This window comes from Glycomyces lechevalierae, assembly GCF_027622945.1.
GTDB classification, from domain to species: domain Bacteria; phylum Actinomycetota; class Actinomycetes; order Mycobacteriales; family Micromonosporaceae; genus Glycomyces; species Glycomyces rutgersensis.
In genome coordinates this window covers 396,386-423,155 of the sequence record NZ_JAPZVQ010000002.1, presented here as the reverse complement: position 1 = coordinate 423,155, position 26,770 = coordinate 396,386, and the positions used below count along the sequence as shown (strand labels likewise).

Sequence of the window (26,770 nt, the reverse complement as noted above, 5' to 3'; positions counted from 1 at the left end):
GATGCTGCTGTTCGCGACCTCGGACAAGGGCGGCACCGGACGCTCCGTCTCCTCGTCCAACCTCGCCTACCGCCGCGCCCTCCAAGGCGCCAACGTGTGCTATGTGGACTTCGACTTCGGTTCCCCCACGGCCGGAGCCATTTTCGCCATCGACGACCTCGAACACGGCACCTACGGCAACGGCATCCACGAATACCTCCAGGACCTCGCGTCCGAGCCCGAACGCCACTCCGTCTGGGCCACCAGCGACCGCGCCGAACTCCAGGCGCGGCCCGACGGCGCCGGCGAACTCGTCCTCTGCCCCGGCGACGCCGACGGCTCCGAGTTCCCCGGCGACGAGACCACCGTCGACCGCTGCGTCAACCTCCTCCAAGAGCTCTCGCGCGAATTCGACCTCGTCATCGTCGACCTCTCCGCCGGCCGCTCCCACGCCACCGAGATGGTCATGGCCGCCACCGCCCGCCCCGAACTCGCCAACCTCCCCTGGCGCTGGATCGTCTACCACCGCTGGACCAAGCAGCACGTGCTCGCCGCCCACTCCCTCGTCTACGGCGAACGCGGCCTCGTCGAGACCGCCACCTCCCTCGGCGACGACTACCAGCGCAAACTCCTCGCCTCCATCCGCTACGTGCGCACCGCCGTCGTCGACCCCGACGGCGCCGACCTCTCCGGCCTCAAACCCACCCAGGTGCGCTGGCTCCGCAAGATCGACGCGGACCTCCACCAGATGGCCGCCCGCCTCAAACTGGGCCGCATGAACCTCCTCGGGTCGGTCCCGCTCGACCCGGTCCTGCAGTGGCGCGAGCAGATCATCACCGACGCCGACACCGTCACGCTCGACATCGCCAACCAGGAGACCGTCAAGGCCTTCTCCGAGCTGGCCGTGCGCTCCGCCGAGGAGCTGTTCGTGCCCGGCCTCGAGGCCATCGCCCGCGGCATCGATTGAGTGGACCCATGACCTACGAAGAGACCAGCGCGAAGCAGCGGACCGAGCGCTTCGGCATGTCCCACCTCTCCATCGAGGTCGGCCACCTCTACGCCGACGACCTCGCCCGCCCCGACACGCTCAAAGCCGAGATGGCCTCCGCCGCGGCCTGGGTCCACGGCACCACCGAGGCCCTCTCCAAACGCCTCGGCGGCCGCCGCCCCCGCGTGAGCACCTGCTACCTCGTGGACGACTACAGCCAGCAGGGCATGCCCCCTCCCGAAGAGCTCATCGCTGTCATCACCGAGGCGGCCGCCGACGCGGGCCTGCGCATCGACTACCTCGCCCGCGAATCCGCGTGCGCCACCATGGGCCCGCTGCAGCTCGCCGGACTCGTCGCCGACCGGATCGTGTTCGAGCCGCCGCCCGGCGCGAACGGCTCCCGCCCCACGGTCGCCCGCTCCGGCTGGCTCTGCAACGGCGTGCCCAGCCCCAAGGCCAAGGGCGTGGCCATGGTCGGCCAGGCCGACCAGTGGCGCCCGCCCAGCCAGAACGCCAAACGCGACCACTCGGTGTTCCTCGACGTCGAACTCTGGAGCGACACCGCCGAGGGCCGCCGCTGGTCCTGCCCGATGCTCGCCGCCGTCTGGCAGCTCCTGCGCCTCGGCGTGCTCCGCAACCAGGGCCGCCGCATCGGCGTCCCCGAAGCCGTCGCCGAAGTCGTCCCAGACGAGCACGGCCACGACCCCGACCGGCCCGCCCGCGCCCGCTTCCCCGAGACGTGGGAGGCGATGCCGCCGATCCTGCAGCTCGAACCCGCCGCGTACCCGTTCCCGGCCTACCGCACCGTCTCGATCCTCTCCGTGAACTACCTCGAGGTCGAGCACGCGGTGCGCGTCATCTGCGGCTCCGTGCGGCCCGAGGCGAGCGCGATCGAGATCATCCGCAAGTCCGCCGAACGCGAGGGCATGGTCCTCCCGGAGGAGCTCGTCGACCGCCTCAGCTACATCTTCCAAGGGCCCCTGTAACTTCAGCGCAGGAACGCGCCGCCGCCGCGCTGGCGCTGCTCCATGAGGTCGAGGATCTGCGCGGCCAGATCGGCCGCGCCGTAGTCGATCTGGGACCGCACCCGCTCGGTCATCGTCGTCCACTGCCGGGTGAGCCCGGGGCGCCGTTCCAGTGCGTCCCACATGAACTCGAGGTCGCGGGAGGTGCGGGCGCCCGCCGACCACAGGTGCAGCAGGTGGTCGACGACGGGCCGGAGCGTGCGGAGCGTGTGCCGCGAGTCCTCGCCGATCTTCGCGAGCGCGACCCGCGCGGCGACGGCGGTGAGCAGCCAGTCGTGGACGGCGAGGTCCTCGGCGGCGGCCGCCACCTGCTCGGGGTCGACCGGTCCGGTGACGATGCGCAGGCGGCGCCTGTCGTTGCCCGCCAGGCGGAACGCGACGGTCCGCTCCTGCGCGGGGTCGGTGATCGCGGCCCAGCGCAGCCGGGTCGAGCCGGTCTTGATGGGCGGGCGCTGGTCGAACATGGGCCGGGCGAGCACGTCGTGGATGGAGTGGCGGGCGACGGCGGCGGTGTCGAGGAGTTTCGCGCGGTCGGGGCGGCGCTCGGCGATGAGGTAGCCCTCGGCGAGGCGCGCGGCCTCGAACTTCCCGATGGTCTCGAGCATCCCGGGCCGGGCCAGGTAGTACGACCAGGGCATGCGCCGCGGATGCTGGGAGAGGGACACGGAGGCCCACGCGGAGCCCTGGAGGAGCTGCCCGCCGGTGAGGACCGCGCGGGAGGCGACGGAGCCGACGGCCCGCAGTGAGCCGTTCCGGTCGTCCTCCTCCGCGTGGTGGCTGTCCGGCTTGGGCCCCAACGGGAGTCGGCAGTCGACGCCGTGGAGGAGGGTCGGGGAGGCGGTGTGCGGGACGGGGCGCGCCCATTGGACGACGGACTCGCCGACGGCGAGCGAGAGCGCCGCGCGGGCCTCTTCGGGCGTGAGCGGCCGCGAGTGCGGCAGCAGTGCGGTGTGGATCTCGCCGACGATGAGCATGGGTGTGCGCTCCGTTCGCTTGGGCGGGAAGGCTCTTTCTTAGTCGCGCTCCCGGTGTTCGGTGATGGCCAGGCCGTGGCCGTCGGGGTCGCGGAAGGACGCGGCCCGCATCTCGAAGTTCTGGCCGAGCAGCGCGGTGCGAGGCAGGTGCAGGAACTCGACGCCGGCCTGGTTCATCTCCTGGTAGGTGGCGTCGATGTCGCCGACCTCGAAGGTGAGGTGCATGATCCCCGTCTCGCCGGGCGGCGCGTCGGGGCGCTCCCAGAGGAGGATCTTGCCGAAGCCGGCGTCGAGGACGGCGGCCTCCTCGGTGCGGTCGGCGATCTGCAGACCCAAAGCGTCCGTGTAGAACTCGACGGAGCGCTGGAGGTCGGCGACGACGAGGGTCGCGGCCACGTCGGTGACGTCGGTGCCGCCGAGCCGCTCCTCGGAGAGGAGCAGTTCGGCCAGGTCGCGGGCGAGGCTGCTGCCCTCTTCCGAGGTCCGCTGGCGCGGCGGGGACGGGGCCTTGAGCTTCGTCACGGCCTCGGCGATGGGTCCTTTCGGCGGCGCGGGCGGGTCGACCGGGGGAGCGGGGGCCGCAGCAGGTGCGCTGGATCCCGTTGCGCCCGTTGCGCCCGTTGCGTTCGGGCCGTGCGGGGCGCCGCCGACCTGCTCGCTGGGGAGCGTGAACGCCCCGCCGGCCGGCGGATCGTTCGGCAGGGGAGCGGACTCGGCGACGGGGGCGGGCGGCGCGGGCGCGTCGTCCTCGCCTGTGTCTTCTTCATCAATGAGCTCGGCGTCGATCGGCTCGGTGATGAGCGTCCGCCCGGGCGCGGCCGCGACCACGGCCTCGTCCGGTTCGTCTTGGACCTCAACGGCTTCCACGATCACGACGGTGGGAGCGGACGGCGGCTCGACCTTCGCCGACTCCGGTACCGGGGCCTGCGCCGTGACCTTCTCGGGGGCGGGTTCAGGGCGCGGTGCGGGCTCGAACAGGTCGTCGAGCGAGCTCGCCGCCGGCTCCTTCACGGCGGCCGGGCGCGGCGGGTCGTCCTCGACGATCAGGTCCTCGAGCCGGTGCTGCCCGATGAGCGGCGGGACCGGGACCGGCTGCGGGAAGCGCCGCGCCGAATGCTCGACGGTGACGAACGCGATGCAGCCCGCGAAGCACGCGAACGAGGCCACGGCGATGCCGACGCTCTGGGCGCCGACGGCCATGGAAGCCAGGAAAAGGGAGATGACCAGTAAAGTGATGGCACCGACCGCGTGGGAGGTGCGCCAGCGCATCCGCCTGTCGCCGTTGAGGGTCGTGCCGATCGCCTCGCCGCCGGCCGAGTGGTGCTGGCGGGAGTGGAGGTCCTTCAGCGCGTGCTGGTTGATCGCCCACCAGCGCGCTTCGCGCGAGCGCCGCTGCTGGTCGAGCATGAGCCGCTGCTGGCGCAGCTGCTCGGCCGTCGCGCCCCGGCCCGCCGGCTGGCGTCCGGTGCGGGGCATCGCCTTGCCCGGCGCGGCCTTGCGGACGCCCGGCTGGGCGCCCTTCTTCGGCGCACCGCCCTTGGCGCCGCCTTTCGCTCCGCCTCGAGCGGCCCCGCCTTTCGCGCCGCCCCTGCTGGGCGCCTTGGAAGGCCGGGGGGCCGGCCTTGGTGGTTGGCTGCCACGTGCCATCGGGGACACCTCATCCACAACTGGGAGAACCGGGTTGCAACGTGAATCGTACGTGGGTGAGGCAACGGACACAACATCCCTTACGATGGCAGCCAGAATCCGACCACCACTTTCGAGGAGTCCTCCCGTGGCCGAACAGCGCACACTCGTCCTGATCAAACCCGACGCCGTGCGGCGCGGGCTCATCGGCGAGGTCCTGTCCCGCCTGGAGCGCAAGGGGCTGCGTGTCGAGCAGTTGCGGATGCGGACGATGGACGCGGCGCTCTCGGACGCGCACTACGCCGAGCACGTGGGCCGCGAGTACTACGAGGGCCTGAAGACGTTCATGACCTCGGGGCCGCTGGTGAGCCTCGTGGTCGCGGGGGACGAGGCGATCCCGGTGGTGCGCAAGCTGGCCGGGGCGACGGACGGGCGCAAGGCCGAGCCGGGCACGATCCGCGGCGACTTCTCGGTGTCGAACCAGCAGAACCTGATCCACGCCTCGGACTCGGAGGAGTCCGCGAAGCGCGAGATCGACCTCTGGTTCGCCGCTTAGTTTGTTGACCGCACCACTGACGACGCTGGCAGCGGTACGGGGTCTCTAGGCCGCGGTCAGCGCTGACTCACGAGACCGGGCGGTGAGGTGGGGCGCGACAGCGCCTCCAGGTCCGCCTGGGTGTCGACGTCGAGCGGGTCGCCCGGGCATTCGACCTCCCGCACGAGCCCCGGGTGGGCGGCGAGGAAGTCGCGGGCGCCCCGGTCGCCCGAGGCCCCGGCGGCGATCGCGTCGAGGTGCTCGCGCGCGAAGTACATCGGGTGTCCGCGCCGGCCCGCGTAGACGGCGACGGCCACGGCGGCGCCCTCTTCGGCGGCGGCGATGACGCGCCGGACCGCTTCGGGGACGATGCGCGGCTGGTCGACGAGGGTCACGACGACCCCGTCGTACCGTTCGGGGACGGCGGCGAGCCCGGCCTTCAGCGAGGTCGAGAGCCCCTGGCCCCACCGCCGGTTCATCACGGGCGTGAACGCCTCGGTGGCGGCGGCGAGCGCCTGCTCGGCGCCGGCGCCGAGCACGCCGAGGACCTGCCGGCAGCCGCCGGCGTGCAAGGTGGCCACGGCCCGGTCGAGCAGGCTGCGGCCGTCGAATTCGGCCAGGGCCTTCGGTCCGCCGAAGCGCCGTCCGGCGCCCGCGGCGAGCACGAGGCCCGCGGTGTTCTTCATGTGTTCCCCCCTTCCATGGTCCCACTTCGGGACCATGTTCACTCCAGGCTCACCGCGAGGGCGAGGTCCATCCGGTCGAGGGGATTGCGGAGGTCGCGCCCGGTGAGCTCTTCGACGCGCCGCATCCGGTACCGGACGGTGTTGACGTGCAGGTGGAGGCTCGCGGCGCATTGGCGCCAGGAGCCGTCGCACTCGAGGAACCGCCGGAGGGTCGGCAGCAGGTCGGAGCGGTGCCGCGCGTCGTATTCGAGGAGCGGGTCGAGGACGCGGGTGCGGAAGGCCCGGCTGACGTCGGCGGGGACGGCGGCCAGGAGCATCCGGTGCGAGACGAGGTGGTCGGGTTCGGCGACGTCGACGCCGCCGGGGCGCGGCTGGGCGAGCGCCGCAGTGTGCCGGGCCTGCTCGAGCGCGCCGCAGAGGCCGGCGGCCCGCACGGGGTCCGCGACGCCGACGCTGACCGCGCCGCTCCCGCCGAGCCCGGACAGGACCTTCGCGCAGTGCCGGGACCATTCGAGGAGTCTCGGCCGCTCTTCGGCGGACCCTGCGGGGCCCGCGAGCACCGCAATGGTCTCGTCCCCGAGGCTCGCCCACGCGGCGACGGGCGGCTCCAGCGGGTCGCCCTCCTGTCCCGCGACGGCTTCGGCGACGACGACCTCCCGCAACGCCGCGGGTTCCCCGACGGCGGCGATGACGGTGACGCTCCCGCCCGAGGGCAGCCCGGCCGAGCGCATCAGGTGCTCGTCGACGGTGCCTTCGCGCAGGGCGGTGACGAGTTCGACGTGCGGCGCGGGCCGCACCGCCGGGTCGTCGAGTTCGAGCATGAGGAGGGCCGCGAGCTGCTCGGCGACGAGCCGCCGCTCGGGCGCCCAGTGCGTGTGGTCGTCGTCGATCACCAGGAACCGGCCGGTGTGGAGGGTCGAGCCGATCCCGAACACCGAGTAGGCGCGGTGCCGGTCGAGGGTCACCTTCTGCGGCAACCGCTCCGCGGCGTGCGCGCGGGCGACGACGGCCGCGCGGTCCGTCTCGCCCAGTTCGAGCCCGCCGCGCAGCGCCCGGCCGGTGGGCGAGAGGACCGTGCACTCCATGCCGAGTTCGTTGCGGATGAGCTCGAGGATCTGCCCGATCCCGTCCGCGGCGATGAGCCGCCGGTGCCGGTCGAGCAGGGACGCGAGGTCGCCCGAGCGGCCCACGGACAGGCGCTGCACGATCCGCTCGGTGATCTCCGCGAAGGCGACGGCCGCATCGACGGCGAACAGCGGCAGGTCGTGGCGGGCGCACGCGTCCACCAGATCCAGCGGGACGGCATGGAACTCGGGGTGGTCGCCCGCGCCGAGCGCCGTGACGCCCGCGGCGATCAGGTTGCGCACGTACGTGTCCGAGTCCGTCTCGGCCCGGCGCCACATCAGCCCGGTGAGCACCAGCTCGCCGCCCGACAGGTACCGGCGCGGGTCGTGCATGTCGGTCGGCACGACCCAGCGGATCTCGCGGTCGAGGTGGTGGCGGCCCGAGACCAGGGTCAATCCCAGCTCGGGCATCTGCAGCAGTGAACGGAGTCGCATGGTGTGGCCCCCAGGGGTCCGGCCTTCACAGGCGCGTCGGGACGCGGTAGGCCCCACCACCATAGCGCCGCCGAACTGCGGGGTTTGGACGATCCTCCAGCATTTAACGGCGGGGAAACCAAGCTTTCATAGCCGGAGACGAAGCCCCCGGCCTCGGGTTTCGGCTTCACTTACCGCACAGGGCGGGTTCGTGCGACGGTGAGAGCCACGCGCCGTCTCTCGAGCATGGACAAGGAGGAGCCGATGTGGACTCTCGGAGCGTTCAACACCGCTGACGCCGAGGACGCGGTGGAGGTGCTCACGGCCTGCTGCGCGTCCCGCGCCTGGGCCGAGAAGGTCGCTTCGGGCCGCCCCTACGGCTCCGTCGCGGCCTTGCAGGCCGCGGCCCTCGCGGGCTTCGACGAGCTCGACGCCTCCGAACTCGCCGTCGCGCACGCCGCCCACGCGCCCATCGGCAAGCCCAAACCCGCTGGTGAGGACCGCTGGTCGCGCGGCGAGCAGTCCCGGGCGCTCACCGCCGACGAGGCCGTGCGCGCCGAACTCGCCGAGGTCAACGCCGCCTACGAGCGGCGCTTCGGGCGGGTCTTCCTCATCCGCGCGACCGGCCTGACCGGCGAGCAGATCCTCGCCGAGGCCAAGCGCCGCTTGGGCAACGACGACGAGACCGAACGACGCGAGGCGATCGCCCAGCTCCGCGCCATCGTCGCGCTGCGGCTCGAGAAGGCGGTGCGGCCGTGAGCGGACCGTGCACCGTCTCCTCCCACGTCCTCGACGCCGTCGCGGGCCGCCCCGCCGCCGGCGTCCGCGTCACCCTCCTCAAACGGGACGGGAACGACTACACCGAGGTCGCCTCGGCCCCGACCGACGCGGACGGCCGTGTCGCGGGCTGGCGCACCGAACCGGGCCCGCACCGGCTCCGGTTCGACACCGGCGCCTGGTTCGCCGACCGGGACATCGACACGTTCTATCCGGAGGTCGAGATCGCGTTCACCGCCACCGCAGGCCACAGCCACGTGCCGCTGCTGCTGAGCCCCTTCGCCTACTCCACGTACCGGGGGAGCTAGCGATGACCTTCGCCATGGGCCCCAACAACTACGGCAAGTCCGGGATCCGCCTCGTCCGCGTCGGCCGCGAATCCGCGCGCCACGAACTGCGCGACCTGACCGTGCACACCGCGCTCTCCGGCGACCTCGACGCCACCCACTACACCGGCGACAACACCGGCGTCCTGCCCACCGACTCGCAGAAGAACACCGTGTACGCGTTCGCGCGGGGCGGCATCGGCGCGATCGAGGCCTTCGCCGAACGCCTCGCCCGGCACTTCGTCGACGCGACCCCGTCGATCACCACCGCCCGCGTCCGGATCGAGGAACACGGGTGGACGCGCATCGGCGACCACTCCTTCACCCGCGGCGAAGGCGGCGAACTGCGCACCACCGAGGCCCTCTACGACGGCGAGACCGTCCGCATCCGCTCCGGGGTGCGCGACCTGCTGCTCCTCAACACCACCGACTCGGAGTTCAACGGCTTCCTCGCCGACGAGTACACGACCCTCCCCGAGACCGACGACCGCATCCTCGCCACCGCCGTGACCGCGACCTGGGACTACCAGGCCGAAGACCCTGACGACGCGTTCTACGACCACGCGTTCACCAAGGCTCGGGGCGCCCTCCTGACCGCCTTCGCGGACACGTACTCGCTCTCGCTGCAACAGACCCTCCACGCCGTCGGCGAGCGCATACTGAAGGCGATCCCCGAGGTCGCGGAGGTCCGCCTGTCGCTGCCGAACCGGCACCACTACCTCTTCGACCTCGGACGGTTCGGCCTCGACAACCCGGGCGTGGTCTTCCAGGCCGGGGACCTGCCCTACGGGCTCATCGAGGGCACGGTCCGAAGGGAGACGGCATGACGGCGCCGCAGGCCACAGCGTCCTTCTACCGCCCCGCCGACCTCGGCGAGGCGCTGCGCGACCTCGCCGCGCACCCCGAGGCCGTCCCGGTCGCCGGCGGCACCGACCTCATGGTCGCCGTCAACTACCGCCACACCCGGCCCGCCGCGATGCTCGACCTCACCCGCATCGCCGAACTGCGCGCATGGTCCGACGAAGGCGCGGCGATCCGCATCGGCTCCGGCGTCACCTACGCCCGGATCTGCGCTGAACTCGCCACGGTCCTGCCCGGCCTCGCCGCTGCGGCCCGCACCGTCGGGTCGCCCCAGATCCGCAACCGCGGCACCCTCGGCGGCAACCTCGCCACGGCCTCGCCGGCCGGCGACGGCCACCCGCCGCTCCTCGCGACCGGCGCGACCATCGAGATCGCCTCCGCCGCGGGACGGCGCACCGTCCCGATCGCGGACTTCTTCACCGGCCCCAAACGCAGCGTCCTCGAACCGGGAGAGCTCATCACCGCCGTCATAGTTCCCAAAGCCCTCGGGCCGCAGCAGTTCCTGAAAGTCGGCACGCGCAACGCGATGGTCATCGCCGTGTGCTCGCTCGCGGTCGCGCTCGACCTCGACGCGCGGCGGCTCGGCACCGGCATCGGCTCCGCCGGGCCCACCCCGCTCACCGCGCCCGACGCGGACCGGATCGAACTGCCTTGGGCGCGACCGGACCTCTTCAACGACGCGCTGGCCGAGGAGTTCGGCCGCCGGGTCGCGGCCGCGGCGCGGCCCATCGACGACGTGCGCGGCACTGCCGCGTACCGGCGCCACGCGCTGGCGGTGTGCGCCGCGCGGGCGCTGCGGCGGGTCTGGACCGCCGCGCACGGGACGGAGGCCGGACGATGAGGGTGGAGCTGCGGATCGACGGCGAGGCCGCGGTCGCCGAGATCGACCGGCCGGGGGAGAGCCTGCTCTCGACCCTGCGGGACCGGCTCGGCCTCACGGGCACGAAGAACGCCTGCGAGCAGGGCGAATGCGGGTCGTGCACGGTGCTGCTCGACGGGGACCCGGTGTGCTCGTGCCTGGTCGCGACCGCGCAATGCGAAGGGCGCGAAGTGAAGACGGTGGTCGGGGCCGTGCCCCGGCCGGTGCGCGACGCGTTCATCGCCTGCGGGGCGGTCCAGTGCGGGTTCTGCACGCCCGGCCTGCTCGTCTCGGTCGCGGACCTCCTCGAACGCGAACCCGACCCGCGCGACGCGCAGATCCGGGAAGCCCTCGCCGGGAACCTCTGCCGGTGCACGGGCTACGAGAAGATCATCGACGCGGTCCACGCCGCCGCCGAAGCCATGTCGTCCGAAGCCATCTCAGACGGGGTGCCCCGGGTACCCGCCCGATCCCACCTTCACCACAACCAGTGGATAAATGTCTCCAATATTCCACGTGCCGCGGGTGATTCGACGGAGGACACGCCATGAGCGCCACGGTGATCGAGAACACAGCAGTTGCGGCGGTGGACGCCGCCGGGACCGAGCACGCTCGCGGCCACGTCGTCATCGACCAAGGCGTGATCACCGCCGTCGGCGAAGGCCCGGCCCCGCACATCGAAGGCGCGCAACGGATCGACGGGTCCGGCTGCCTCGCCACGCCCGGCCTCGTCAACACCCACCACCACCTCTACCAGTGGGCCACAAGGGGATACGCGACCGACCACACCCTCTTCGAATGGCTCGTCGACCTCTACCCCGTCTGGGCCCGCATCGGCCCCGCGCACGTCGCCGCCTCCAACACCGCCGGCCTCGCCTGGCTCGCCCTCTCCGGCTGCACCACCGCCGCCGACCACCACTACGTCTACCCCGACGGCCACGCCGCCGACCTCGTCGACGTCCAGATCGCGGCCGCCGCCCAGATCGGTGTCCGCCTCCACCTCGCGCGCGGCTCCATGGACCGCGGCGTCAGCGACGGCGGCCTCCCGCCCGACCACATCGTCGAGGACATCGACGCCGCGCTCGCCGCGACCGCCGACGCGATCGACCGCCACCACGACCCCTCGCCCGGCTCGATGCTCCGCATCGCCGTCGCCCCCTGCTCGCCGTTCTCCGTCTCCACCGAACTCCTCCGCGAATCCGCCGCGCTCGCCCGCGACAAGCGCGTCCGCCTCCACACCCACCTGTGCGAGACCCTGGACGAAGCCGAGTTCTGCGAACGCGTCCACGGCTGCGACCCGGTCGAGTACATGGACAAGGTCGGCTGGATCGACGACGACACGTGGCTCGCCCACGCCGTGCACCTCACGCCGGACGCGCAGCGCCGCCTCGGCGCGGCCGGCACCGGCGTCGCCCACTGCCCGTCCTCCAACGCCCGCTTGGGCACCGGCCTCGCCGACGTCCCCGCGATGCTCGCCGCCGGCATCCCCGTCGGCCTCGGCGTCGACGGCGCCGCCAGCCAGGAGGCCGGCCACCTCGGCGAGGAGCTGCGCCAGGCGCTCTACACCGCGCGGCAGCTCCACGGCCCGCACGCGATGGACGCCCGCACCGCCCTGCGCCTCGGCACGATCGGCGGCGCCCGCGTCCTCGGACGCGAGGCCGAGGTCGGCTCCCTCGAAGTCGGCAAGCAGGCGGACATCGCCCTGTGGGACCTCACCGGCCTCGGCCACGCCGGCATCGCCGATCCCGTTGCGGCCCTGGTACTCGGACCGCCCGCGCCGCTGCGCCTCCTCACCGTCGCCGGCAAACCCGTCGTCGAACGCGGCGAACTCCGCACCGCCGACACCGCGGCGCTCGCCCGCGACCTCGCCACCGCCAGCGCGAACCTCAGGGAGGCCCGCGATGCCTGAACCCGTTGCCGGCGAACCGAACGGCACGACCGCGGCCGCGCCCGAGCCGACCGCGCGCACCAAGACGGCGCCCACAAAGACGGCGCCCACAAAGACTCCGACCCCGCCGACAAGGGCAGCCGGCGGGGTCGGGACCCCCCTCCAAGAGCGGTCGGGCGGCGTCGGGTCGAGCCCGACCCGGCCCGACGCGGCAGCGAAGGCGAACGGCGCCTTCGACTACGCCTCCGACCTCGAGTTCCCCGGGATGCTGTGGGGCCACACCCTCCGCAGCCCGCACCCCCGCGCGCGCCTCGTCTCGATCGACACCGCCGCCGCGCTGGCGATGCCGGGCGTCGCGGCGGTCCTCACCGCCGCCGACGTCCCCGGGAAGCGCTATTACGGACTCATCGAGGCCGATCAGCCGGTGCTCGCGATCGACGAGGTGAACTACCAGGGCGAGCCGGTCGCGATCGTCGCCGCTGAGACGCTCGACCTGGCCCGCCGTGCGGCCGAGGCGGTCACCGTCGAGTACGAGGAGCTCGAGACCCATTGGGACCCTGAGGAAGCGGTCGAGGCCGGGAACGTCTTCCGGTACCAGCCGGTGCGGCTCGGCGACCCTGACGCGCAGGTCCCGGCGGCGGTGGTCGCCCGCGAGTACGTGGTCGGCATGCAGGACCAGGCGCCGCTCGGCCCCGAGTCGGGTGTGGCGGTGCCGTCCGGCGACGGCGGCGTGTCGCTGTACGTCGCAACGCAGTGGGTGCATTCGGATCTGGAGCAGATCGCGCCGTGCCTGAGCCTGGAGCCGGACCGGATCCACATGGCGATCGCGGGGATCGGCGGCGCGTTCGGGGCCCGCGAGGACCTGTCCGTGCAGGTCCACATGGCGATGCTCGCGCTCGCGACGGCCCGCCCGGTGAAGATGATGTACGACCGGGCCGAATCGTTCGTGGGCCATGTGCACCGGCATCCGGCGCGGATGCGGTACGAGCACGCGGCGGACGCGGACGGGAAGCTGCTGTATGTCAAGGCGCGGATCGTCCTCGACGGCGGTGCGTATGCCTCCACGACCGAGGCGGTGGTGGGCAACGCCGCGTCGCTCGCGGTGGGGCCCTACGAGGTCGAGCATGTGAGCGTCGACGCGTGGGGCGCGCGCACGAACAACCCGCCGTGCGGGGCGATGCGCGGCTTCGGCGGCGTGCAGACCTGCTTCGCGTACGAGTCGCAGATGGACGCCCTGGCGGAGATGCTGGGTCTGCACCCGCTGGAGTTCCGGCGCCGCAACGCGGTCGCCCAGGGTTCCAAGCTGATCACCGGGCAGATCGTGGACGCGTACGACCCGGAGCGGGCGGGCGGTCCCTCCAACCCCGGGCGGCCGTTCTCGCCGCTCGCGGACATGCTCGGGCGCTTCAAGGACATCCCGGTTCCGGCCGTGCCGGCCGCGCGCGACATCGTCGAACTCCCCGGCGGCACCGGCAACACGACGCACGGCGAGGGCGTGCGCCGCGGGGTCGGCTACGGCGTCGGGCTCAAGAACGTCTGCTACTCAGAAGGGTTCGACGACTATTCGACCGCCAGGGTCCGGCTCGAACTCGTCGACGGCGAGACGGTGGCGTTCGTGCACACCGCCGCCGCCGAAGTGGGGCAGGGGCATTGGAGCCTCCAGGCGCAGATCGCGCGCACCGAGCTCGGCGTGGACCGGGTCGAGCTGCTGCCCAACGACACGAAGGTCGGCTCCGCCGGGTCGTCTTCGGCGTCCCGCCAGTCGTACATGACGGGCGGCGCGGTCAAGGCCGCCTGCGAGGCCGTGCGCGAGCTCTGGCAGGGCCGCGACCTCGCGGACGGCCCGATCGAGGCGACCCAGGTCTTCCGCCACCGCGTCACGAAACCGATGGACCCCGTTACGGGCCAAGGAGAGTCGCACGTCCAGCTCGCCCTGTGCGTGCACCGCGCCACGGTCGACGTCGACGTCGAGCTGGGCCTGGTGAAGGTCGTCGACCTGACCTGCGTGCAGGACGTCGGGAAGATCATGAATCCGGTCGCGCTCGAAGGGCAGATCCACGGCGGTTCGGCGCAGGGCCTCGGACTCGCCGTCATGGAGGAGATGATCACCGAGCAGGGGCGCGTGAGGAACGCGTCCTTCACGGACTACCTCATCCCCACCATCCTCGACATGCCGCCGATGCGGCTGCGCATCGTCGAGAACGCCGATCCCGAAGCGCCCTACGGGCTTCGCGGCGCCGGCGAGCCGCCCACGCTCTCGTCGACGCCCGCAATCGTCGCCGCGATCCGGGACGCGACCGGACTCGCGCTCACTCACATCCCGGTCAGGCCGGAGCACCTGACCGCCCACCTCGGGAGGCAGCCATGAGGGACATCGCCGCGACACTCCGCGCCTGGATGGACGAGGGGCGGCCGTTCGCGCTCGCCTCGGTCGTCGCCACCACCGGGTCCTCGCCGCGCCCGCTCGGGACGGCGCTCGCCGTCGACGCCGAGGGCACCGCCGTGGGCGGCGTCTCGGGCGGCTGCGTCGAAGCCGCCGTGTACGTGCGCTGCCAGGAGGTCCTCGAAACCGGCACGGCCGCAACGGATTCGTTCGGCTCGACCGAGGAGGAGCGGTTCTACCTCGGCATCACCTGCGAGGGCTCGATGGACGTCCTCGTCGTCCGGGTCGAACCCGACGACCCCGCGATCGGGGCCGCCCTGGACGCGATCCTCGCGGGCGAGCCCGTCTCGCTCGTCCGCGCCGTCGAAGGCCCCGATGTCGGCGCAGCGGTCGCCATCAGCGCCAACGGCTTCGCCGGGCACCTCGAGCTCGGCGCGATCGACCTCCCGGCCGCCTCGGGTGCCGTGGGGCGGTTCGCCGTCGAGGTCTACACGCCGCCCCCGCGGCTCCTCGTCTACGGCGGCGTCGACTTCGCCGCGCCGATCGTGCGCATCGCCAAGTCCCTGAACTTCAGGGTCACCGTGTGCGACGCCCGGCCCGTGTTCGCCACGCCGATCCGGTTCCCCGACGCTGACGAAGTGATCGTCGACTGGCCGCACCGGCACTTCGACGCCACCGACATCGACGCGCAGACCGCCGTCGTCGTCCTCACCCACGACGCCAAGTTCGACCTGCCGCTGCTCGAACGCGCGCTCGCCTCCGACGCTGGGTACATCGGCGCCCTCGGCTCCCGCGCCACCCACCGCGACCGGCTCGAACGGCTCCGCGAGGCCGGCGTCGGCGAGGAAGCGCTCGCCCGCCTCCGCTCACCGATCGGCCTCGACCTCAACGGCCGCACCGCCGACGAGACCGCTCTGTCGATCCTGGCCGAGATCGTCGCCGTCAGGAATGACGCCCGAGCCGGCTTCCTCACCGAGGCCGAAGGACCCATCCACCACTGACCAGTGGCGGCCCGGCCCGGGTCGGGACCCGCCGCAGCCGAACCGAACGACCGCGACCGCGGGAACCGAACCGAAGCGACCGAGACCCTCGACGCCCGAGCCGGAACCGCGCCACGGCCGAACCGCACCGAAACCGATGCGACCGAACCGCGCCGGGGTCGAACCCGAAGACCCGAAGACCCAGCCGAGACCGAGCACCGAAGGAGCCACCGATGGTCCACATGTTCCTCAACGGAGGCGGCATGAAAGGCGGCAACCTCCACCACCTCATCGGCGGAGCGCCCTTCGTCGGACCCGCCACGACGCTGCCGATCTACCGGCTGCACTCCGTCGGCGACGACCACCCGGCCCTCCAGTCCGCGCCCGATGGCCAAGGGGCGGCCATCGAAGGCGAGCTCTACGACATCGACCTCACGGTCCTGCGCACCTCCCTCCTGCCGGCCGAACCGGCCGACCTCGAACTCGGCGTCGTCGGCATGGCCGACGGCTCCGAAGCCCTCGGCATGCGCCTGCGCGACGACTGCGCCGACCTGCCCGAGCTCATCGACATCACCGCTCACGGCTCCTGGCGCGCCTACCGCGCCTCGAAGGCCGAGGCCCCATAAGCCATCCGCACCACCCCTGCACTGTCTTTCAAGAGCACCGTCCTTCCATGAGCACCGTCCTTCCAAGAGCAACGTCGTCATCGATCGAACACCTGGAGTCACCATGATGACCGACCCCTACGACATTTCCTCCCCGGTCATCTACGACCTGGTGCTCCGCTCCCGCCGCACCGTGCTCCCCGACGGCGAACGCCCCGCTGCCGTCGCCATCGCCGGCGAGCGCATCGCCGTCATCGGCGACTACGACGAACCCATTCCCGCCCACCGCACCGAAGACCTCCAGGACCTCGCCCTCCTCCCCGGCCTCGTCGACACCCACGTCCACGTCAACGAACCCGGCCGCACCGAATGGGAGGGCTTCGCCACCGCCACCCGCGCCGCCGCCGCGGGCGGCGTCACCACCATCGTCGACATGCCCCTCAACAGCCTCCCGCCCACCGTGGACACCGCCGCGCTGGCCGCGAAGCGCGCCGCCGCCGAAGGCAAGCTCTGGGTCGACACCGGCTTCTGGGGCGGCGCCATCCCCGGCAACGACGCCGATCTGAAGAGCCTCCACGACGCGGGCGTCTTCGGCTTCAAATGCTTCACGGCCCCTTCAGGAGTCGACGAGTTCCCGCCGCTCGACGCCGCCGGCCTCCACCGCGCCTGCGCCACCGTCGCCGCCCTCGACAGCCTCCTCATCGTCCACGCCGAAGACCCCGCCCACCTCCACGACGCCGACGCCGCAGTGCACAGTCATGGCTCGCAAGCATCGCCAAGAAGCGACTTCGGCCGGTTCCTCGCCACCCGACCCGAGGCCGCCGAGACCAGCGCCGTCCGCGAGGTCATCGCCGCCGCCCGCGCCACCGGCGCCCGCGTCCACATCCTCCACCTCGCCGCCGCCGAAGCGCTCGACCTCATCCACGATGCCTGGCTCGACGGCGTCGCGATCACCGTCGAGACCTGCCCGCACTACCTCCACCTCGCCGCCGAACGCGTCCCCGACGGCGCCACCGCCTTCAAGTGCTGCCCGCCGATCCGCGGCGAGGCCAACCGCGACGCCCTCTGGGCCGGACTCCTCGACGGCCGGATCGACATCGTCGTCTCCGACCACTCGCCCAGCCCGCCTCACATGAAGACCGGCGACTTCGCCACCGCCTGGGGCGGCATCGCCTCGCTTCAGCTCGGGCTCCCCGTGATGTGGACCGAGGCCCGCGCGCGCGGCCTCGCCCTCACCGACCTCGTCCGCTGGATGAGCACCGGCCCCGCCGACCTCGTCGGCCTGCACCGCAAGGGACGCATCGCGACCGGAGCCGACGCCGACCTCGTCGCGTTCGACCCCGAACGCGCATGGACCGTCCGCGCCGCCGACCTCCACCACCGCCACCCCGTCACCCCCTACGACGGCGAGACGCTCACCGGCGCGGTCGCCGCCACCTGGCTGCGCGGCGCGCGCATCGACACCGACGCCGCCCCGCGCGGCCGCCAACTGCGAAGGAGCCCCCGATGACCGACCTCCAAGCCCCGGACGACTGGCGCGCGCTCCCCGACCTCGCCGCCCGCACCCTCGGCGGTGCCGTCCTCGCAGCCAACGACGAGTCCTTCGCCGAGAAGGAAAGCCTCATCCGGCCCTACCCCGTCGTCCACCAGGCCCACACCTTCGGCCACAAAGGACAGATCTACGACGGCTGGGAGACCCGCCGCCGCCGCGACAGCGCCACTGGCAACAGCGGCGGCCAGGACTGGGCGATCATCCGACTCGGCGTCCCCGGCACCGTCAGCGGCATCGTCGTCGACACCGCCTACTTCACCGGCAACTACCCGCCGCAGATCTCCGTCGACGCCTGCCGGCTCGACGGCCACCCCGGCCTCACCGACCTCCTCGACACGACATGGCACCCCCTCGTGCCGGTGTCAGACGCCAAGGGCGACAGCGTCAACGAGTACGCCGTCCCCGACACCCGCCGCTGGACCCACGTGCGCCTCAACATGCACCCCGACGGCGGCATCGCCCGCCTTCGCGTCCACGGCAGCCCCGTCCCCGACCCCGCCGCCTTCGCGGACCTGCCCCTCGACCTCGCCGCCCTCGTCAACGGCGCCATGGTCACCGGCGCCTCGAACGCCTTCTACTCCAACCCGATCGGCGCCATCATGCCCGGCCTCCCCGCCAGCCAGGCCGACGGCTGGGAGACCGCCCGCCGCCGCGAACCCGGCCACGAATGGCTCGACGTCCGCCTCGCCGGACGCGGCGTCGTCCGCGTCGCCGAACTCGACACCACCCACCTCAAGCACAACGCCCCCGGCTGGGCCGCGCTCGAAGCGCACGACGGCAGCGCCGCCTTCGAACTCCTGCCCCGCACCGAGCTCCGACCGGACACCCCGCACCGGTTCGTCCTCGGCAACGACAGGCCCGCGACCTCCGTGCGGCTCAACATCTTCCCCGACGGCGGCATGGCGCGCCTGCGCCTCTACGGACGCCTCACCGACGCCGCGCTGGCCGAAATGCGGCGGCGCTTCGACGAGGCCTAGCGCTATCCTGCGGCCATGACCGAACCCACCGAAACCGCCGAGACCACCGCGGAGGAGTTCTTCCGCACCGAGATCCGCGCCGGACGCGTCGTCAAGACCGAGGTGAACGCGAAGGCGCGCGTGCCCGCGTACAAGCTCTGGATCGACTTCGGCGAGCACGGCGTCAAGCAGTCGAGCGCGCAGATCACCGCCCGCTACACCGCCGAAGCGCTGGTGGGGCGCATGGTGGTCGCGGTCGTGAACTTCCCGCCGCGGCGCATCGCCGGTTTCAAGTCCGAGGTGCTGGTGCTCGGCGTCCCCGTCGAGGGGACCGACGAGGTCGTGCTGCTGGCCCCCGACGCGGACGTCCCGCTCGGCGCGCGGGTCTCCTGACTCAGACCTTGACGGCCGTGTACACGGTGTTCGAGGAGCGCCCGCCGGTGTAGGGGTTGTCGAACCAGACCCGTTTCGCGTTGACGCCCTTGAAGACCTCCATGAGGACGGTCATGAACTCGGGCTCGGGCGGGTCGTCCGACCAGATCGCGAAGACCCCTTCGGGCTTGAGGTGCGCGGCCATGGCCCGCAGGCCCGCCGGCGTGTAGAACTCGGCGTGCGGGGAGTGCAGGACGCGGCTGGGGGAGTGGTCGATGTCGAGCAGGACCGCGTCGAAGGCGCGGCCCGGCCGCTCGGGATCGAAGCCCTCGTCGCTCATCGCGGCGGCGAAGAAGTCCGCGCACGCCAAGCGGACCCGCTCGTCGGCGGCGAGGCCGACGGTGTCGGGCAGGAGGTCCCGCTCGTGCCAGTCGATGACGGCGTCCGAGTACTCGATGACCATCAGGTCCCGCACGCGCGGGTCCTCGAGCGCGGCCAGCGCGGTGTAGCCCAGGCCGAGACCGCCGACGACCACCTCGAGGTCGTCGCCGGTCACACGGGCCAGGCCGAGGTGCGAGAGCTCGCGCTCCGCCACGGTGAACAGGCTCGACATGAGGAAGTCCTCGTCGAGCTTGACCTCGTAGACCTCGGCCTGGACCTCCGGGTCGAACCGCCGCCGCAGACTGATCTCGCCCATCGGCGAGTCACGCCAGCCCAGTTCCTCGAATCGCGTCATCACCGCACCATCGAACCATCAAAGGTCCAGCGTGCGGCGACCCGTACCGGCTAATAGCCGTTCTCGACAACGTTGTGGAGCTCCTCGCCCGCCGCGAAGCGACGGATCTGGTCGCCCACGCGCGGGTAGACCCGCTCGATGAACCCGAGGACCGCGCCGCCCACGTGCGGCGTGACGATCGCGCCTTCCAGGCCCCACAGCTCGTGGTCGGCCGGGAGCGGTTCGGGCTCGGTGACGTCGAGCGCGCACCGCAGCCGCCCCGAGGCGACCTCGGCGGTCAGCGCGGCGGTGTCCACGATCTTGCCGCGCGCGGCGTTCACCAGCAGCGCGCCGTCCCGCATCCGCGCCAGGAACGCGGCGTCGACCAGGCCTTCGGTCTCGGGGGTCAACGGCACCATGATCACCACGACGTCCGCCTGCGGCAGCAGCTCGGGGAGGTCCGCGAGGGTCCCGACCCCGGGCCGGGCGCTGCGGGCCACCATCTGGACCTGCATCCCGGAGGCCTCGAACCGGCGAGCGACCGCTTCACCGATGGAACCGGCGCCGACGATCACGGCGGACTTCCCGGACAGCGTCGTGCCCCAGGCGAGCTCCCACTTGCCCTCGGACTGGTTGCGGGCGAACACGTCCAGCCGCCGCACCGAGGCGAGGGCCGCGGCCATCACCCATTCGGCGGTGACCTCGGTGTGCGCGCCGCGGTTGTTGCACAGCATCACGCCGTCGGGAACGAGCGGCACCCAGTGCTCGACTCCGGCGCTGAGCAGTTGCACGACCTTCAGGTTCGGCATGTCCTGCAACATGGGAGGCGTCGAATAGGACATCCCGGGCAGGGTCGCCTTGGGCGCGGCCGGCGGCACCAGGAACTCGACACCGCCCGGGTCGGACGGGTAGTCGCCGCCGTCGTAGACCTCGACGGTGACACCGTCGGGCAGGGGGCCGAGCTGGTCGAGGCCGGCCTCGTGGGGGATCCAAGCTTTCATCCGGCCATCGTAAGGACCGCCGACTGCGATGCGGCAGCACCGACCGGCAGGCGAGAACCCGTCACAACTGCGCCCGCCCCGAGCGCCGGATCCCCGGTGAACCGGTTCCTGATCACCACCCCCTTCCGTTGCGGCGCAGCGTGAGCCGGAACAGGGCGCCGCCCTCGGGCGCGTCGTGCACCCAGATCGTGCCGCCGTGCTCCTGCGCCACGTCCTTCACGATCGCCAGGCCCAGGCCGGCGCCGCCCTCGTCGCGGCTGCGGGACTCGTCGAGCCGCACGAACCGGTCGAAGATCTGGCGCCGCTGATCCTTCGGGACGCCGTTGCCGTCGTCGATGACATCGAGGTGCAGCAGCTCGTCGTCCTCGGCCGCCAGCCGCACCGTCACGCCCTCTTCGGCGTGCCGCTGCGCATTGGCGAGCAGGTTCCCGACGGCCCGGGCCAGGTGCCCGCGCACGCCCCACACCATCAGGTCCTCCTCGACGTCGAGCCGCACCGGCACCCTGTCGGTGGCGGCCCGCCGCGCGACCTCCTCGCGCACCAGCTCGGTGAACGGCACCTCCACGTGCGGCGGCCGCTCCCCGGCGTCGAGGCGCGCGAGCAGCAGCAGGTCCGTGGCGAGGTCCTGCAGGCGAGTCACATCGCCGAGCGTGGCGTCCAAGTCGAGCAGCTCGGGGTGCTCGCGGGCGATCTCCAATTGCGTGCGCAGGATCGCGAGCGGGCTGCGCAGCTCGTGGGAGGCGTCCGCGACGAACCGGCGCTGCTGCGAGACGGCCATGTCGAGTGCCGTGAGCGTCATGTTCGTCGTCCGGGCCAGGCTGTGGATCTCGTCGCGGCTCGCGGGCACCGGCACGCGCTGGCTCAGGTCGCCGCCGGTGATCTCGATGAGCTTCGTCTGGATCGCCTTGACCGGCCGGAGTGCGCGCCGCACCACCAGCCAGGTCACGACGGCGACGATGAGCAGCAGTGGCGCGAGCGTCCATGCCATCGCCGTGCCGACGCTGTCGACCGCTTCTTCCTGCGTCTCAAGGGAAGCACCGGAGTAGACGGCGTAGGTCCGCCCGTCCGGGGCGGTGGCGGTGAGGGCCGCGAAGCGGTAGGACGCGTCGTCCTCGGCGGGCACGCTCACCGTCTCGTAGGCGATCGTCGAGCCGACCGCGCCGCCGCCCGCCGTCGTGGTCGCGTCGCTCGAGGGCGTGTCGTCGTCGTCATCGGCGTCGTCGTCTTGGTCGTCGTCATCGTCGGTCTCGGTCTCGGGCCGGGTCTCGGTGGCCGTCTCGACGGGGTCGGGTTCGGGGGCGAAACCGCCGATAACGGGGGCGCCTTCGAGGTCTTCGCTGGCGGCGGCCACGGTTCCGTTCGCGTCCACGATCTGCACGAGCTCGCCGTCATCGGGCAGCTCGATCGCCGTGGGCGCCGTGCCGGACGCGAGTTGCCCGGCAAAGGAGCGGGCGTTGACCTCCGCGGTGAGTTCGGCGCGGCCGTACAGGTTTTCTCGAAGCATGGTGGTGACCAGGAACCCGGCGGCGACCAGTGCGACGGCGACGACCAGCGTCGCGCCGACCGTGGCGCGCGCCCGCACCGAGTCGGGCCGCCAGAAGGGCTTCTTGCCCTCGGCTCTGCGCATGGCCCTGCGGATCTCGGCGCGCTGCGCCCTGGTCGGCTGCCTAGCCACCGTTCGCCGCCAATCGGTAGCCCGCCCCGCGCACGGTCGCGATCGAGGCGCGGCCGTAAGGGGTGTCGATCTTGCGGCGGAGGTTGGAGATGTAGACCTCGACGATGTTCACGTCGCCGTCATAGGCGAAATCCCACACGTGGTGCAGGATCTCCGATTTGGACACGACCTCGCCGGCGCGGCTCGCCAGGTACTCCAGGACGGAGAACTCCTTGGAAGTGAGCTCGACCGGTGCGCCGCCGCGGCGGCAGGTGCGGGTGGCCGGGTCGACGGTGAGGTCGCCGAAGCGCCACACCGTGGGCGAGGCGGCCGCGGACCGGCCGCGGCGCATCATCGCGCGCAGGCGCGCCTGCAGGACCACGAAGGAGAACGGCTTGGTGAGGAAGTCGTCCGCGCCGGTGTCGAGCCCCTCGGCCTCGTCGTATTCGCCGTCTTTGGCGGTGAGCATGAGGATCGGCGTGGCGATGCCCTCCTGCCGGAGGGCCGCGCACACCTGGTAGCCGTTCATGGACGGCAGCATGATGTCGAGGATGATCGCGTCGTAGTCGCCGATGCGGGCCTTCGACAGGCCGGTCCGGCCGTCATGGGCGAGATCGACGGCGTACCCCTCGGCCGTCAGCCCGGCGGCGACCATCTTGGCCAGCCGCTGCTCGTCTTCCACCATCAGCAATCGCATGTCCCGAAGCTTGACACAGCGAACCTGAAGCCAAGCTGAAGTCGCTCGCGGACACGAGAATCCGGCCCCTGCCAGGCGAAACTGTCACTCCCGCTCTCCTGCAAGCCCTTTCCTGAAGTCGGCTTCAGGTGACTTCAGCTTGGCTTCAGGTTCGGACGCGCATCGTTGCCGACATCAGATCCGCACACCAGCGAGAGGACACGACATGAACGCTCCGACCGACACCCAGCAGGCTTCGACCCCCGACCAGCCCGAGGCGACCCCGCGCCGCTTCCGCGGCCGCCAGCGCACCCTCGTCATCGCCGGCGCCGCCGGTGTCCTGCTCCTGGGCGGCGGCACCGCCGCGGCCTTCGCCGCGGACGACATCGACGACCGGAACGACCGCGCCGCCGAGCAGGCCGACGACGCGGACGACCGCTACGACGCGGACGACCGGAACGGCACCGATGGCGACGACTTCGCGCTCCCGGCCGAGGCGATCGGCGAGGACGCGGCCGTGGAGGCCGCCCTCGCGGAGGTCCCGGGCGACGTCTGGGACGTCGACCTCGAAGGCACCGCCGAGGCCCCGGTCTGGATCGTCGAGGTGACGGACGCCGACGGCGCCGAATGGGACGTCGTGGTCGACGCCTTCGACGGCACGGTCACCGAGGTGCTCGCCGACGACGACGCGAACGACGACGACGGGGACGACGACGGCATCGGTGACGACGGCGATGACGACGCCGACGACAACGAGACCGACGACCAGGATGACGCCGACGACAACGACTAAGAGGAGACCCGCCCGGCCCGAAAGGGCCGGGCGGGCGTCGCCCGTGCTGTTCCGCTACTTCACTCGGTAAGTGAGGCAGGCGAACTGGCCGACGCTTTTCGCCTCGGTCAGTTCGAGGTGGTGGGAGAGGATGCGGCGCGGCAGGATCGGTGCGCCGTCCCCGAGGAAGACCGGCGCGATTGAAGCGCGGATCTCGTCGAGGAGCCCGGCGTCGAAGAATTGGCCGACCAGATCGCCGCCGCCCACGATCCACCGGTCCTTGTCGCCCGCGGCCGCCACCATCTCGGCGTGGACCCTGGCGACATCGCCTGGGTCGGGGGCAGCGACGAACCGGATGTCCTTGCCCGGCAGCGCGGGCAGGTCCCGGGTCGTGAAGACCCACGAGGGCACCTGATAGGGCCACTTCTCCGGGTGTTCCAGCGGCACTTCGTGTTCGAGGATCCACTCGTAGGTCGTCGACCCCATGCAGATCGCTCCGACCCCGACGAGGAACTCGTCGAACTCGTCGAGCGGGGTCGCCGCGTCGCCGCCCTGCTCCTCCGACTGCTCGGGGTGGCCGCCCGGCACCGTGAAGAGCCATTCGAGCGAGTTCTCGGGGTCCGCGAGGTAGCCGTCGATGCTGGTCGCTGTGTTGTACACGGTTTTCGCCATCCTCCGAGCCAATCACGATCCACCGACGCCCATTCGAACATCGAGGTTTCGAACACCGCGGCCCTCGACGCCCGTGGCGTCCGGCACCTCGTTTGAGCGCCGGCCCGTGACGCCGTACCGGCTCAGGCCGCGCGGGCGGTCTCCCGCGGCGCCTGGATGCCCTTGACGCCCAAGGCGCTCGCGACCGCCGACTCCCGCACCGGGCGCGGCAGCCGCGCCAGCATCTTCGACAGGACCCGCGCGTTCGCGCCGCTGAAGTACTCGGGCTTCACGCGCCGGTCGGTGACCGCCGCAGCGATCGCCCGCACCGTGCCCGTGGTCGCTTCTGGCCGCTGCTTCGCGGCCGACCGCTCCAGCGCCGCCAGGTGCTGCCGGTAGAGCGCTTCCCGTTCCGCCGGAACGGGAACGGTCCGCTGGGCGTCCGCCGCCTTCGTGAAGATCGCGGTGTCGACCAGTCCCGGCACGACCACGGTCACCGGGAGGTCCCACGCGGCGAGCTCGCCGCGCAGCGCCGCCGTCAGCGAATGCAGCGCGGCCTTGCTCGAGGAGATCGGGCCGTTGAACGGCATCGGCAGGTACGCGGTCGGCGCGCCCACGTTCACGATCCGGCCCGCGCCGGCCCGCAGCAGCGGCAGCGCGGCCTTGACCACGCGCACGGGACCGAAGACGTTCACCGCGAACTGGCGTTGCAGCTCGTCGTCGGGGACGAGTTCGAGCGGGCCCTGCACGATCACGCCCGCGTTGTTGACGACCGCCTGCAGGCCCTGCCCGCCGCGTTCGCGCTCGATGCGCGCGATCGCCTCGGCGACCGAGTCGGGGTCGGTGACGTCGAGCCGGATCTCCCGGATGCGCGCGACGCCGTCGAACGGTCCGTGCCCGAGGCGGCGCATCCCGGCGTAGACGGTGAAGCCGCGCGCGGCCAGGTCCAGCGCCGCAGGGGTGCCGATGCCGCCGTTCGCGCCGGTCAACAGGACGGCTGGGGTGTTGCCCATGAGGACTCCAAGCAGTAAGACTTGACATGTATGAAGAGACACGTCGAACGATACATATCAGGTCCTCACTCGTCAACCCCCGCACCGCGGCCCGGCGGCTAGACTCGCCGCACGGCCCGGACCACGAGGCCCCGACCAGCCCGAAGGAGAAGCGATGTCGCTGCGGTACGCCCTGCTCGGGCTCCTCGCCGGAGAGCCCGCCAGCGGCTACGACCTGACGCAGCGCTTCGAGAAGCAGCTCGGCCTCATCTGGCCCGCCAAGCATCCGCAGATCTACGGCGAGCTCAACAAGCTCGCCGACGCCGGCCTCATCGAGATCGACAGCGAGGGCCCGCGCGGGCGGAAGGTCTACCGCATCACCGACGCCGGCCGCGCCGAAGCGAAGCGCTGGCTGACCGAGGAGCCCGTCGACCGCACGGCAAGGCTCGAGCCGCTGCTGCGCTCGCTCTTCTACTGGCTCATGGACCCTGAGGACCTGCGCGCCCACCTCGCCGCCGAGGCCGCCTACTACCGGCAGGCCGCCGCCGGGTTCGAGCAGTTCGCCGCCGACAAGGACGGCGGCGTCTACGGCGACTCCCCGCAGGTCAAATCGATGCGCGTGACGATCGAGGCGGGCGTCAAACTGTATGAGGCCCTTGCCGACTGGGCCGAATGGGCGCAGACCGTGCCGCCCGCCGAACCGCAGGACTGAGCCCGCGTCCCCGCATCGCCGACGTGCCGGCCGCTCTGTCGGTTTCCCGACATTACCCGTTTTGTGCAGTAACGCGCGCTTCTTCGTAATTAGGTTGAGATCACGCCATAAGGCGTAAGCATGATCAAGTTCACCAAAGGGGTGATCCTGGTAATGAAGAGGTTCTTCACTGCCATCGGCGTCATTGCGGCCGCGCTCGCGCTGTCGTTCTCCGCCGCGTCCTCGGCAGCCGCGGCTCCACGCGTGCCCGTCGACGTGCCGACGCCCGTGAAATCGCGGATCGAGAGCACGACCGACACCGTTCCCGCCACCACCGTCGTTCCTGCCAGCGCCTCGGAGCAGCGGACCTGCAGGGCCCGCTTCTCCGAAGGCGTCAACCACCGCCGCCTCGCCGAGGTCGGCTCCACGATCCTCGAGGTCATCCCGGCCGGCACCTGGGTCCAGGTCTCCTGCGAGCGCGGCTCCGGCGGCGAGTACAGCGCCTGCGGCCTCACCAGCGACTACTGGATGGAGGTCTTCTGGAACGGCGCCTGGGGCTACAGCGCCTGGTCCTGCGTCCAAGACTGGGAGTACACCTCGTAAGGCCCCGAACCGAACGCCCGCAACGCGAAGGGCCGGGGAGCGCATCGCGCTCCCCGGCCCGTGCGCGTCGTCTAAGCCGGCAGCCGCAGCACGGTGCCGATGATC

At 72.0% G+C, this 26,770-nt stretch carries 27 protein-coding genes and 1 pseudogene; 18 read left to right on the top strand and 10 right to left on the bottom strand.

What is annotated here, in order from left to right; translation table 11 throughout:
- Position 1 precedes the first annotated feature (1 nt).
- Both O2L01_RS05605 and O2L01_RS05600 read left to right on the top strand, forming a co-directional pair.
- The gene (locus O2L01_RS05605) at positions 2 to 946 is read left to right on the top strand and encodes an SCO2523 family variant P-loop protein (RefSeq protein ID WP_270120906.1); all 945 of its coding nucleotides are present in this window, start codon (positions 2 to 4) and stop codon (positions 944 to 946) included.
- A gap of 8 nt (positions 947 to 954) precedes the next feature.
- The gene (locus tag O2L01_RS05600; protein WP_270120905.1) at positions 955 to 1,953 is read left to right on the top strand and encodes an SCO2522 family protein; all 999 of its coding nucleotides are present in this window, start codon (positions 955 to 957) and stop codon (positions 1,951 to 1,953) included.
- A gap of 2 nt (positions 1,954 to 1,955) precedes the next feature.
- Here O2L01_RS05600 and O2L01_RS05595 read toward each other — a convergent pair whose 3' ends face one another.
- Positions 1,956 to 2,966 (bottom strand): SCO2521 family protein, encoded by a 1,011-nt coding sequence (locus O2L01_RS05595; protein ID WP_270120904.1) that lies wholly within the window; start codon positions 2,964 to 2,966, stop codon positions 1,956 to 1,958.
- A gap of 39 nt (positions 2,967 to 3,005) precedes the next feature.
- Positions 3,006 to 4,613, bottom strand: coding sequence for a VOC family protein (locus O2L01_RS05590; RefSeq protein WP_270120903.1), 1,608 nt, complete (start codon positions 4,611 to 4,613; stop codon positions 3,006 to 3,008).
- Positions 4,614 to 4,698: 85 nt separating this feature from the next.
- On the opposite strand from O2L01_RS05590, the gene ndk reads away from it, so the two are divergent.
- A complete protein-coding gene (gene ndk, locus O2L01_RS05585; protein WP_344469379.1) occupies positions 4,699 to 5,148 on the top strand; it encodes a nucleoside-diphosphate kinase in 450 nt (149 codons plus the stop codon).
- Positions 5,149 to 5,204: 56 nt separating this feature from the next.
- Here ndk and O2L01_RS05580 read toward each other — a convergent pair whose 3' ends face one another.
- Positions 5,205 to 5,813, bottom strand: a complete 609-nt coding sequence (locus O2L01_RS05580) for a nucleotidyltransferase family protein (protein ID WP_270120901.1) — start codon at positions 5,811 to 5,813, stop codon at positions 5,205 to 5,207.
- Positions 5,814 to 5,851: 38 nt separating this feature from the next.
- Positions 5,852 to 7,372, bottom strand: coding sequence for a PucR family transcriptional regulator (locus O2L01_RS05575; protein ID WP_270120899.1), 1,521 nt, complete (start codon positions 7,370 to 7,372; stop codon positions 5,852 to 5,854).
- 243 nt (positions 7,373 to 7,615) lie between these two features.
- On the opposite strand from O2L01_RS05575, the gene uraD reads away from it, so the two are divergent.
- The 12 genes and pseudogenes from uraD to O2L01_RS05515 all read left to right on the top strand — a co-directional run bounded on the left by uraD (position 7,616) and on the right by O2L01_RS05515 (position 18,931).
- Complete coding sequence (gene uraD, locus O2L01_RS05570; RefSeq protein WP_270120898.1) at positions 7,616 to 8,110, top strand: 2-oxo-4-hydroxy-4-carboxy-5-ureidoimidazoline decarboxylase; 495 nt, start codon at positions 7,616 to 7,618, stop codon at positions 8,108 to 8,110.
- Complete coding sequence (uraH, locus tag O2L01_RS05565; RefSeq protein ID WP_270120896.1) at positions 8,107 to 8,436, top strand: hydroxyisourate hydrolase; 330 nt, start codon at positions 8,107 to 8,109, stop codon at positions 8,434 to 8,436. Before uraD ends, uraH begins: the two co-directional genes overlap by 4 nt.
- 2 nt (positions 8,437 to 8,438) lie before the next feature.
- Positions 8,439 to 9,281, top strand: a complete 843-nt coding sequence (gene pucL, locus O2L01_RS05560; protein ID WP_270120895.1) for a factor-independent urate hydroxylase — start codon at positions 8,439 to 8,441, stop codon at positions 9,279 to 9,281.
- Complete coding sequence (locus tag O2L01_RS05555) at positions 9,278 to 10,156, top strand: FAD binding domain-containing protein (RefSeq protein WP_270120893.1); 879 nt, start codon at positions 9,278 to 9,280, stop codon at positions 10,154 to 10,156. Before pucL ends, O2L01_RS05555 begins: the two co-directional genes overlap by 4 nt.
- Positions 10,153 to 10,608, top strand: a pseudogene (locus O2L01_RS05550) ((2Fe-2S)-binding protein); the annotation flags it as partial. The gene O2L01_RS05555 and the pseudogene O2L01_RS05550, both read left to right, overlap by 4 nt.
- Positions 10,609 to 10,721: 113 nt before the next feature.
- Positions 10,722 to 12,083, top strand: coding sequence for an 8-oxoguanine deaminase (locus tag O2L01_RS05545; RefSeq protein ID WP_270120890.1), 1,362 nt, complete (start codon positions 10,722 to 10,724; stop codon positions 12,081 to 12,083).
- A complete protein-coding gene (locus O2L01_RS05540; protein WP_270120889.1) occupies positions 12,076 to 14,430 on the top strand; it encodes a molybdopterin cofactor-binding domain-containing protein in 2,355 nt (784 codons plus the stop codon). Before O2L01_RS05545 ends, O2L01_RS05540 begins: the two co-directional genes overlap by 8 nt.
- Positions 14,427 to 15,446, top strand: coding sequence for an XdhC family protein (locus tag O2L01_RS05535; RefSeq protein ID WP_270120888.1), 1,020 nt, complete (start codon positions 14,427 to 14,429; stop codon positions 15,444 to 15,446). Before O2L01_RS05540 ends, O2L01_RS05535 begins: the two co-directional genes overlap by 4 nt.
- Before the next feature lie 212 nt (positions 15,447 to 15,658).
- Positions 15,659 to 16,051 (top strand): allophanate hydrolase-related protein, encoded by a 393-nt coding sequence (locus O2L01_RS05530; RefSeq protein WP_270120887.1) that lies wholly within the window; start codon positions 15,659 to 15,661, stop codon positions 16,049 to 16,051.
- 103 nt (positions 16,052 to 16,154) lie between these two features.
- Positions 16,155 to 17,540, top strand: coding sequence for an allantoinase AllB (allB, locus tag O2L01_RS05525; protein WP_270120886.1), 1,386 nt, complete (start codon positions 16,155 to 16,157; stop codon positions 17,538 to 17,540).
- Positions 17,537 to 18,559 (top strand): allantoicase, encoded by a 1,023-nt coding sequence (gene alc / locus O2L01_RS05520; protein WP_270120885.1) that lies wholly within the window; start codon positions 17,537 to 17,539, stop codon positions 18,557 to 18,559. The genes allB and alc overlap by 4 nt, the downstream gene beginning before the upstream one ends.
- Before the next feature lie 15 nt (positions 18,560 to 18,574).
- A complete protein-coding gene (locus O2L01_RS05515) occupies positions 18,575 to 18,931 on the top strand; it encodes a tRNA-binding protein (protein WP_270120884.1) in 357 nt (118 codons plus the stop codon).
- 1 nt (position 18,932) lies between these two features.
- On the opposite strand, the gene O2L01_RS05510 is transcribed toward O2L01_RS05515, so the two are convergent.
- The 4 genes from O2L01_RS05510 to O2L01_RS05495 all read right to left on the bottom strand — a co-directional run bounded on the left by O2L01_RS05510 (position 18,933) and on the right by O2L01_RS05495 (position 22,977).
- Positions 18,933 to 19,646 (bottom strand): polyamine aminopropyltransferase, encoded by a 714-nt coding sequence (locus O2L01_RS05510; RefSeq protein ID WP_270120883.1) that lies wholly within the window; start codon positions 19,644 to 19,646, stop codon positions 18,933 to 18,935.
- Between the two features lie 50 nt (positions 19,647 to 19,696).
- Positions 19,697 to 20,626: a 2-hydroxyacid dehydrogenase gene (locus O2L01_RS05505; RefSeq protein ID WP_270120882.1), complete on the bottom strand. Its 930-nt coding sequence runs from the start codon at positions 20,624 to 20,626 to the stop codon at positions 19,697 to 19,699.
- 112 nt (positions 20,627 to 20,738) lie between these two features.
- Positions 20,739 to 22,253 (bottom strand): sensor histidine kinase, encoded by a 1,515-nt coding sequence (locus tag O2L01_RS05500; protein WP_344469393.1) that lies wholly within the window; start codon positions 22,251 to 22,253, stop codon positions 20,739 to 20,741.
- A 40-nt stretch (positions 22,254 to 22,293) separates the two neighbouring features.
- Positions 22,294 to 22,977, bottom strand: a complete 684-nt coding sequence (locus O2L01_RS05495; RefSeq protein WP_270120880.1) for a response regulator transcription factor — start codon at positions 22,975 to 22,977, stop codon at positions 22,294 to 22,296.
- Between the two features lie 205 nt (positions 22,978 to 23,182).
- Between O2L01_RS05495 and O2L01_RS05490 the strand changes: the two genes are divergently transcribed.
- Positions 23,183 to 23,749, top strand: coding sequence for a PepSY domain-containing protein (locus O2L01_RS05490; protein WP_270120878.1), 567 nt, complete (start codon positions 23,183 to 23,185; stop codon positions 23,747 to 23,749).
- Between the two features lie 54 nt (positions 23,750 to 23,803).
- On the opposite strand, the gene O2L01_RS05485 is transcribed toward O2L01_RS05490, so the two are convergent.
- Together O2L01_RS05485 and O2L01_RS05480 are read right to left on the bottom strand one after the other, a co-directional pair.
- Positions 23,804 to 24,400: a dihydrofolate reductase family protein gene (locus tag O2L01_RS05485; protein WP_270120877.1), complete on the bottom strand. Its 597-nt coding sequence runs from the start codon at positions 24,398 to 24,400 to the stop codon at positions 23,804 to 23,806.
- A gap of 122 nt (positions 24,401 to 24,522) precedes the next feature.
- Positions 24,523 to 25,392 (bottom strand): SDR family NAD(P)-dependent oxidoreductase, encoded by an 870-nt coding sequence (locus O2L01_RS05480; RefSeq protein ID WP_270120876.1) that lies wholly within the window; start codon positions 25,390 to 25,392, stop codon positions 24,523 to 24,525.
- A 154-nt stretch (positions 25,393 to 25,546) separates the two neighbouring features.
- Here O2L01_RS05480 and O2L01_RS05475 point away from each other — a divergent pair, with 154 nt between their 5' ends.
- Positions 25,547 to 26,083 carry a PadR family transcriptional regulator gene (locus O2L01_RS05475; RefSeq protein WP_270120875.1) on the top strand — a complete coding sequence of 179 codons (537 nt, stop codon included), beginning with the start codon at positions 25,547 to 25,549 and terminating at the stop codon, positions 26,081 to 26,083.
- 120 nt (positions 26,084 to 26,203) lie between these two features.
- Entirely contained in the window at positions 26,204 to 26,665 is a 462-nt protein-coding gene (locus O2L01_RS05470; RefSeq protein WP_270120873.1) for a hypothetical protein, read from the top strand.
- Positions 26,666 to 26,770: the final 105 nt, after the last annotated feature.

Excerpts from the sequence above, each read along its gene's own strand:
- allB (WP_270120886.1), top strand. The coding sequence starts at position 16,155 with ATGATGACCGACCCCTACGACATTTCCTCCCCGGTCATCTACGACCTG.
- O2L01_RS05515 (WP_270120884.1), top strand. The coding sequence starts at position 18,575 with ATGACCGAACCCACCGAAACCGCCGAGACCACCGCGGAGGAGTTCTTC.
- O2L01_RS05500 (WP_344469393.1), bottom strand. The coding sequence starts at position 22,253 with ATGCGCAGAGCCGAGGGCAAGAAGCCCTTCTGGCGGCCCGACTCGGTG.
- O2L01_RS05485 (WP_270120877.1), bottom strand. The coding sequence starts at position 24,400 with ATGGCGAAAACCGTGTACAACACAGCGACCAGCATCGACGGCTACCTC.
- O2L01_RS05505 (WP_270120882.1), bottom strand. The coding sequence starts at position 20,626 with ATGAAAGCTTGGATCCCCCACGAGGCCGGCCTCGACCAGCTCGGCCCC.
- alc (WP_270120885.1), top strand. The coding sequence starts at position 17,537 with ATGACCGACCTCCAAGCCCCGGACGACTGGCGCGCGCTCCCCGACCTC.
- O2L01_RS05490 (WP_270120878.1), top strand. The coding sequence starts at position 23,183 with ATGAACGCTCCGACCGACACCCAGCAGGCTTCGACCCCCGACCAGCCC.
- O2L01_RS05580 (WP_270120901.1), bottom strand. The coding sequence starts at position 5,813 with ATGAAGAACACCGCGGGCCTCGTGCTCGCCGCGGGCGCCGGACGGCGC.
- pucL (WP_270120895.1), top strand. The coding sequence starts at position 8,439 with ATGACCTTCGCCATGGGCCCCAACAACTACGGCAAGTCCGGGATCCGC.
- O2L01_RS05540 (WP_270120889.1), top strand. The coding sequence starts at position 12,076 with ATGCCTGAACCCGTTGCCGGCGAACCGAACGGCACGACCGCGGCCGCG.
- O2L01_RS05575 (WP_270120899.1), bottom strand. The coding sequence starts at position 7,372 with ATGCGACTCCGTTCACTGCTGCAGATGCCCGAGCTGGGATTGACCCTG.
- O2L01_RS05530 (WP_270120887.1), top strand. The coding sequence starts at position 15,659 with ATGGTCCACATGTTCCTCAACGGAGGCGGCATGAAAGGCGGCAACCTC.
- uraD (WP_270120898.1), top strand. The coding sequence starts at position 7,616 with ATGTGGACTCTCGGAGCGTTCAACACCGCTGACGCCGAGGACGCGGTG.
- O2L01_RS05555 (WP_270120893.1), top strand. The coding sequence starts at position 9,278 with ATGACGGCGCCGCAGGCCACAGCGTCCTTCTACCGCCCCGCCGACCTC.
- O2L01_RS05545 (WP_270120890.1), top strand. The coding sequence starts at position 10,722 with ATGAGCGCCACGGTGATCGAGAACACAGCAGTTGCGGCGGTGGACGCC.
- O2L01_RS05595 (WP_270120904.1), bottom strand. The coding sequence starts at position 2,966 with ATGCTCATCGTCGGCGAGATCCACACCGCACTGCTGCCGCACTCGCGG.
- O2L01_RS05480 (WP_270120876.1), bottom strand. The coding sequence starts at position 25,392 with ATGGGCAACACCCCAGCCGTCCTGTTGACCGGCGCGAACGGCGGCATC.
- O2L01_RS05475 (WP_270120875.1), top strand. The coding sequence starts at position 25,547 with ATGTCGCTGCGGTACGCCCTGCTCGGGCTCCTCGCCGGAGAGCCCGCC.
- O2L01_RS05600 (WP_270120905.1), top strand. The coding sequence starts at position 955 with ATGACCTACGAAGAGACCAGCGCGAAGCAGCGGACCGAGCGCTTCGGC.
- ndk (WP_344469379.1), top strand. The coding sequence starts at position 4,699 with ATGGCAGCCAGAATCCGACCACCACTTTCGAGGAGTCCTCCCGTGGCC.
- O2L01_RS05605 (WP_270120906.1), top strand. The coding sequence starts at position 2 with ATGCTGCTGTTCGCGACCTCGGACAAGGGCGGCACCGGACGCTCCGTC.
- O2L01_RS05510 (WP_270120883.1), bottom strand. The coding sequence starts at position 19,646 with ATGACGCGATTCGAGGAACTGGGCTGGCGTGACTCGCCGATGGGCGAG.
- O2L01_RS05590 (WP_270120903.1), bottom strand. The coding sequence starts at position 4,613 with ATGGCACGTGGCAGCCAACCACCAAGGCCGGCCCCCCGGCCTTCCAAG.
- O2L01_RS05495 (WP_270120880.1), bottom strand. The coding sequence starts at position 22,977 with ATGCGATTGCTGATGGTGGAAGACGAGCAGCGGCTGGCCAAGATGGTC.
- O2L01_RS05470 (WP_270120873.1), top strand. The coding sequence starts at position 26,204 with ATGATCAAGTTCACCAAAGGGGTGATCCTGGTAATGAAGAGGTTCTTC.
- O2L01_RS05535 (WP_270120888.1), top strand. The coding sequence starts at position 14,427 with ATGAGGGACATCGCCGCGACACTCCGCGCCTGGATGGACGAGGGGCGG.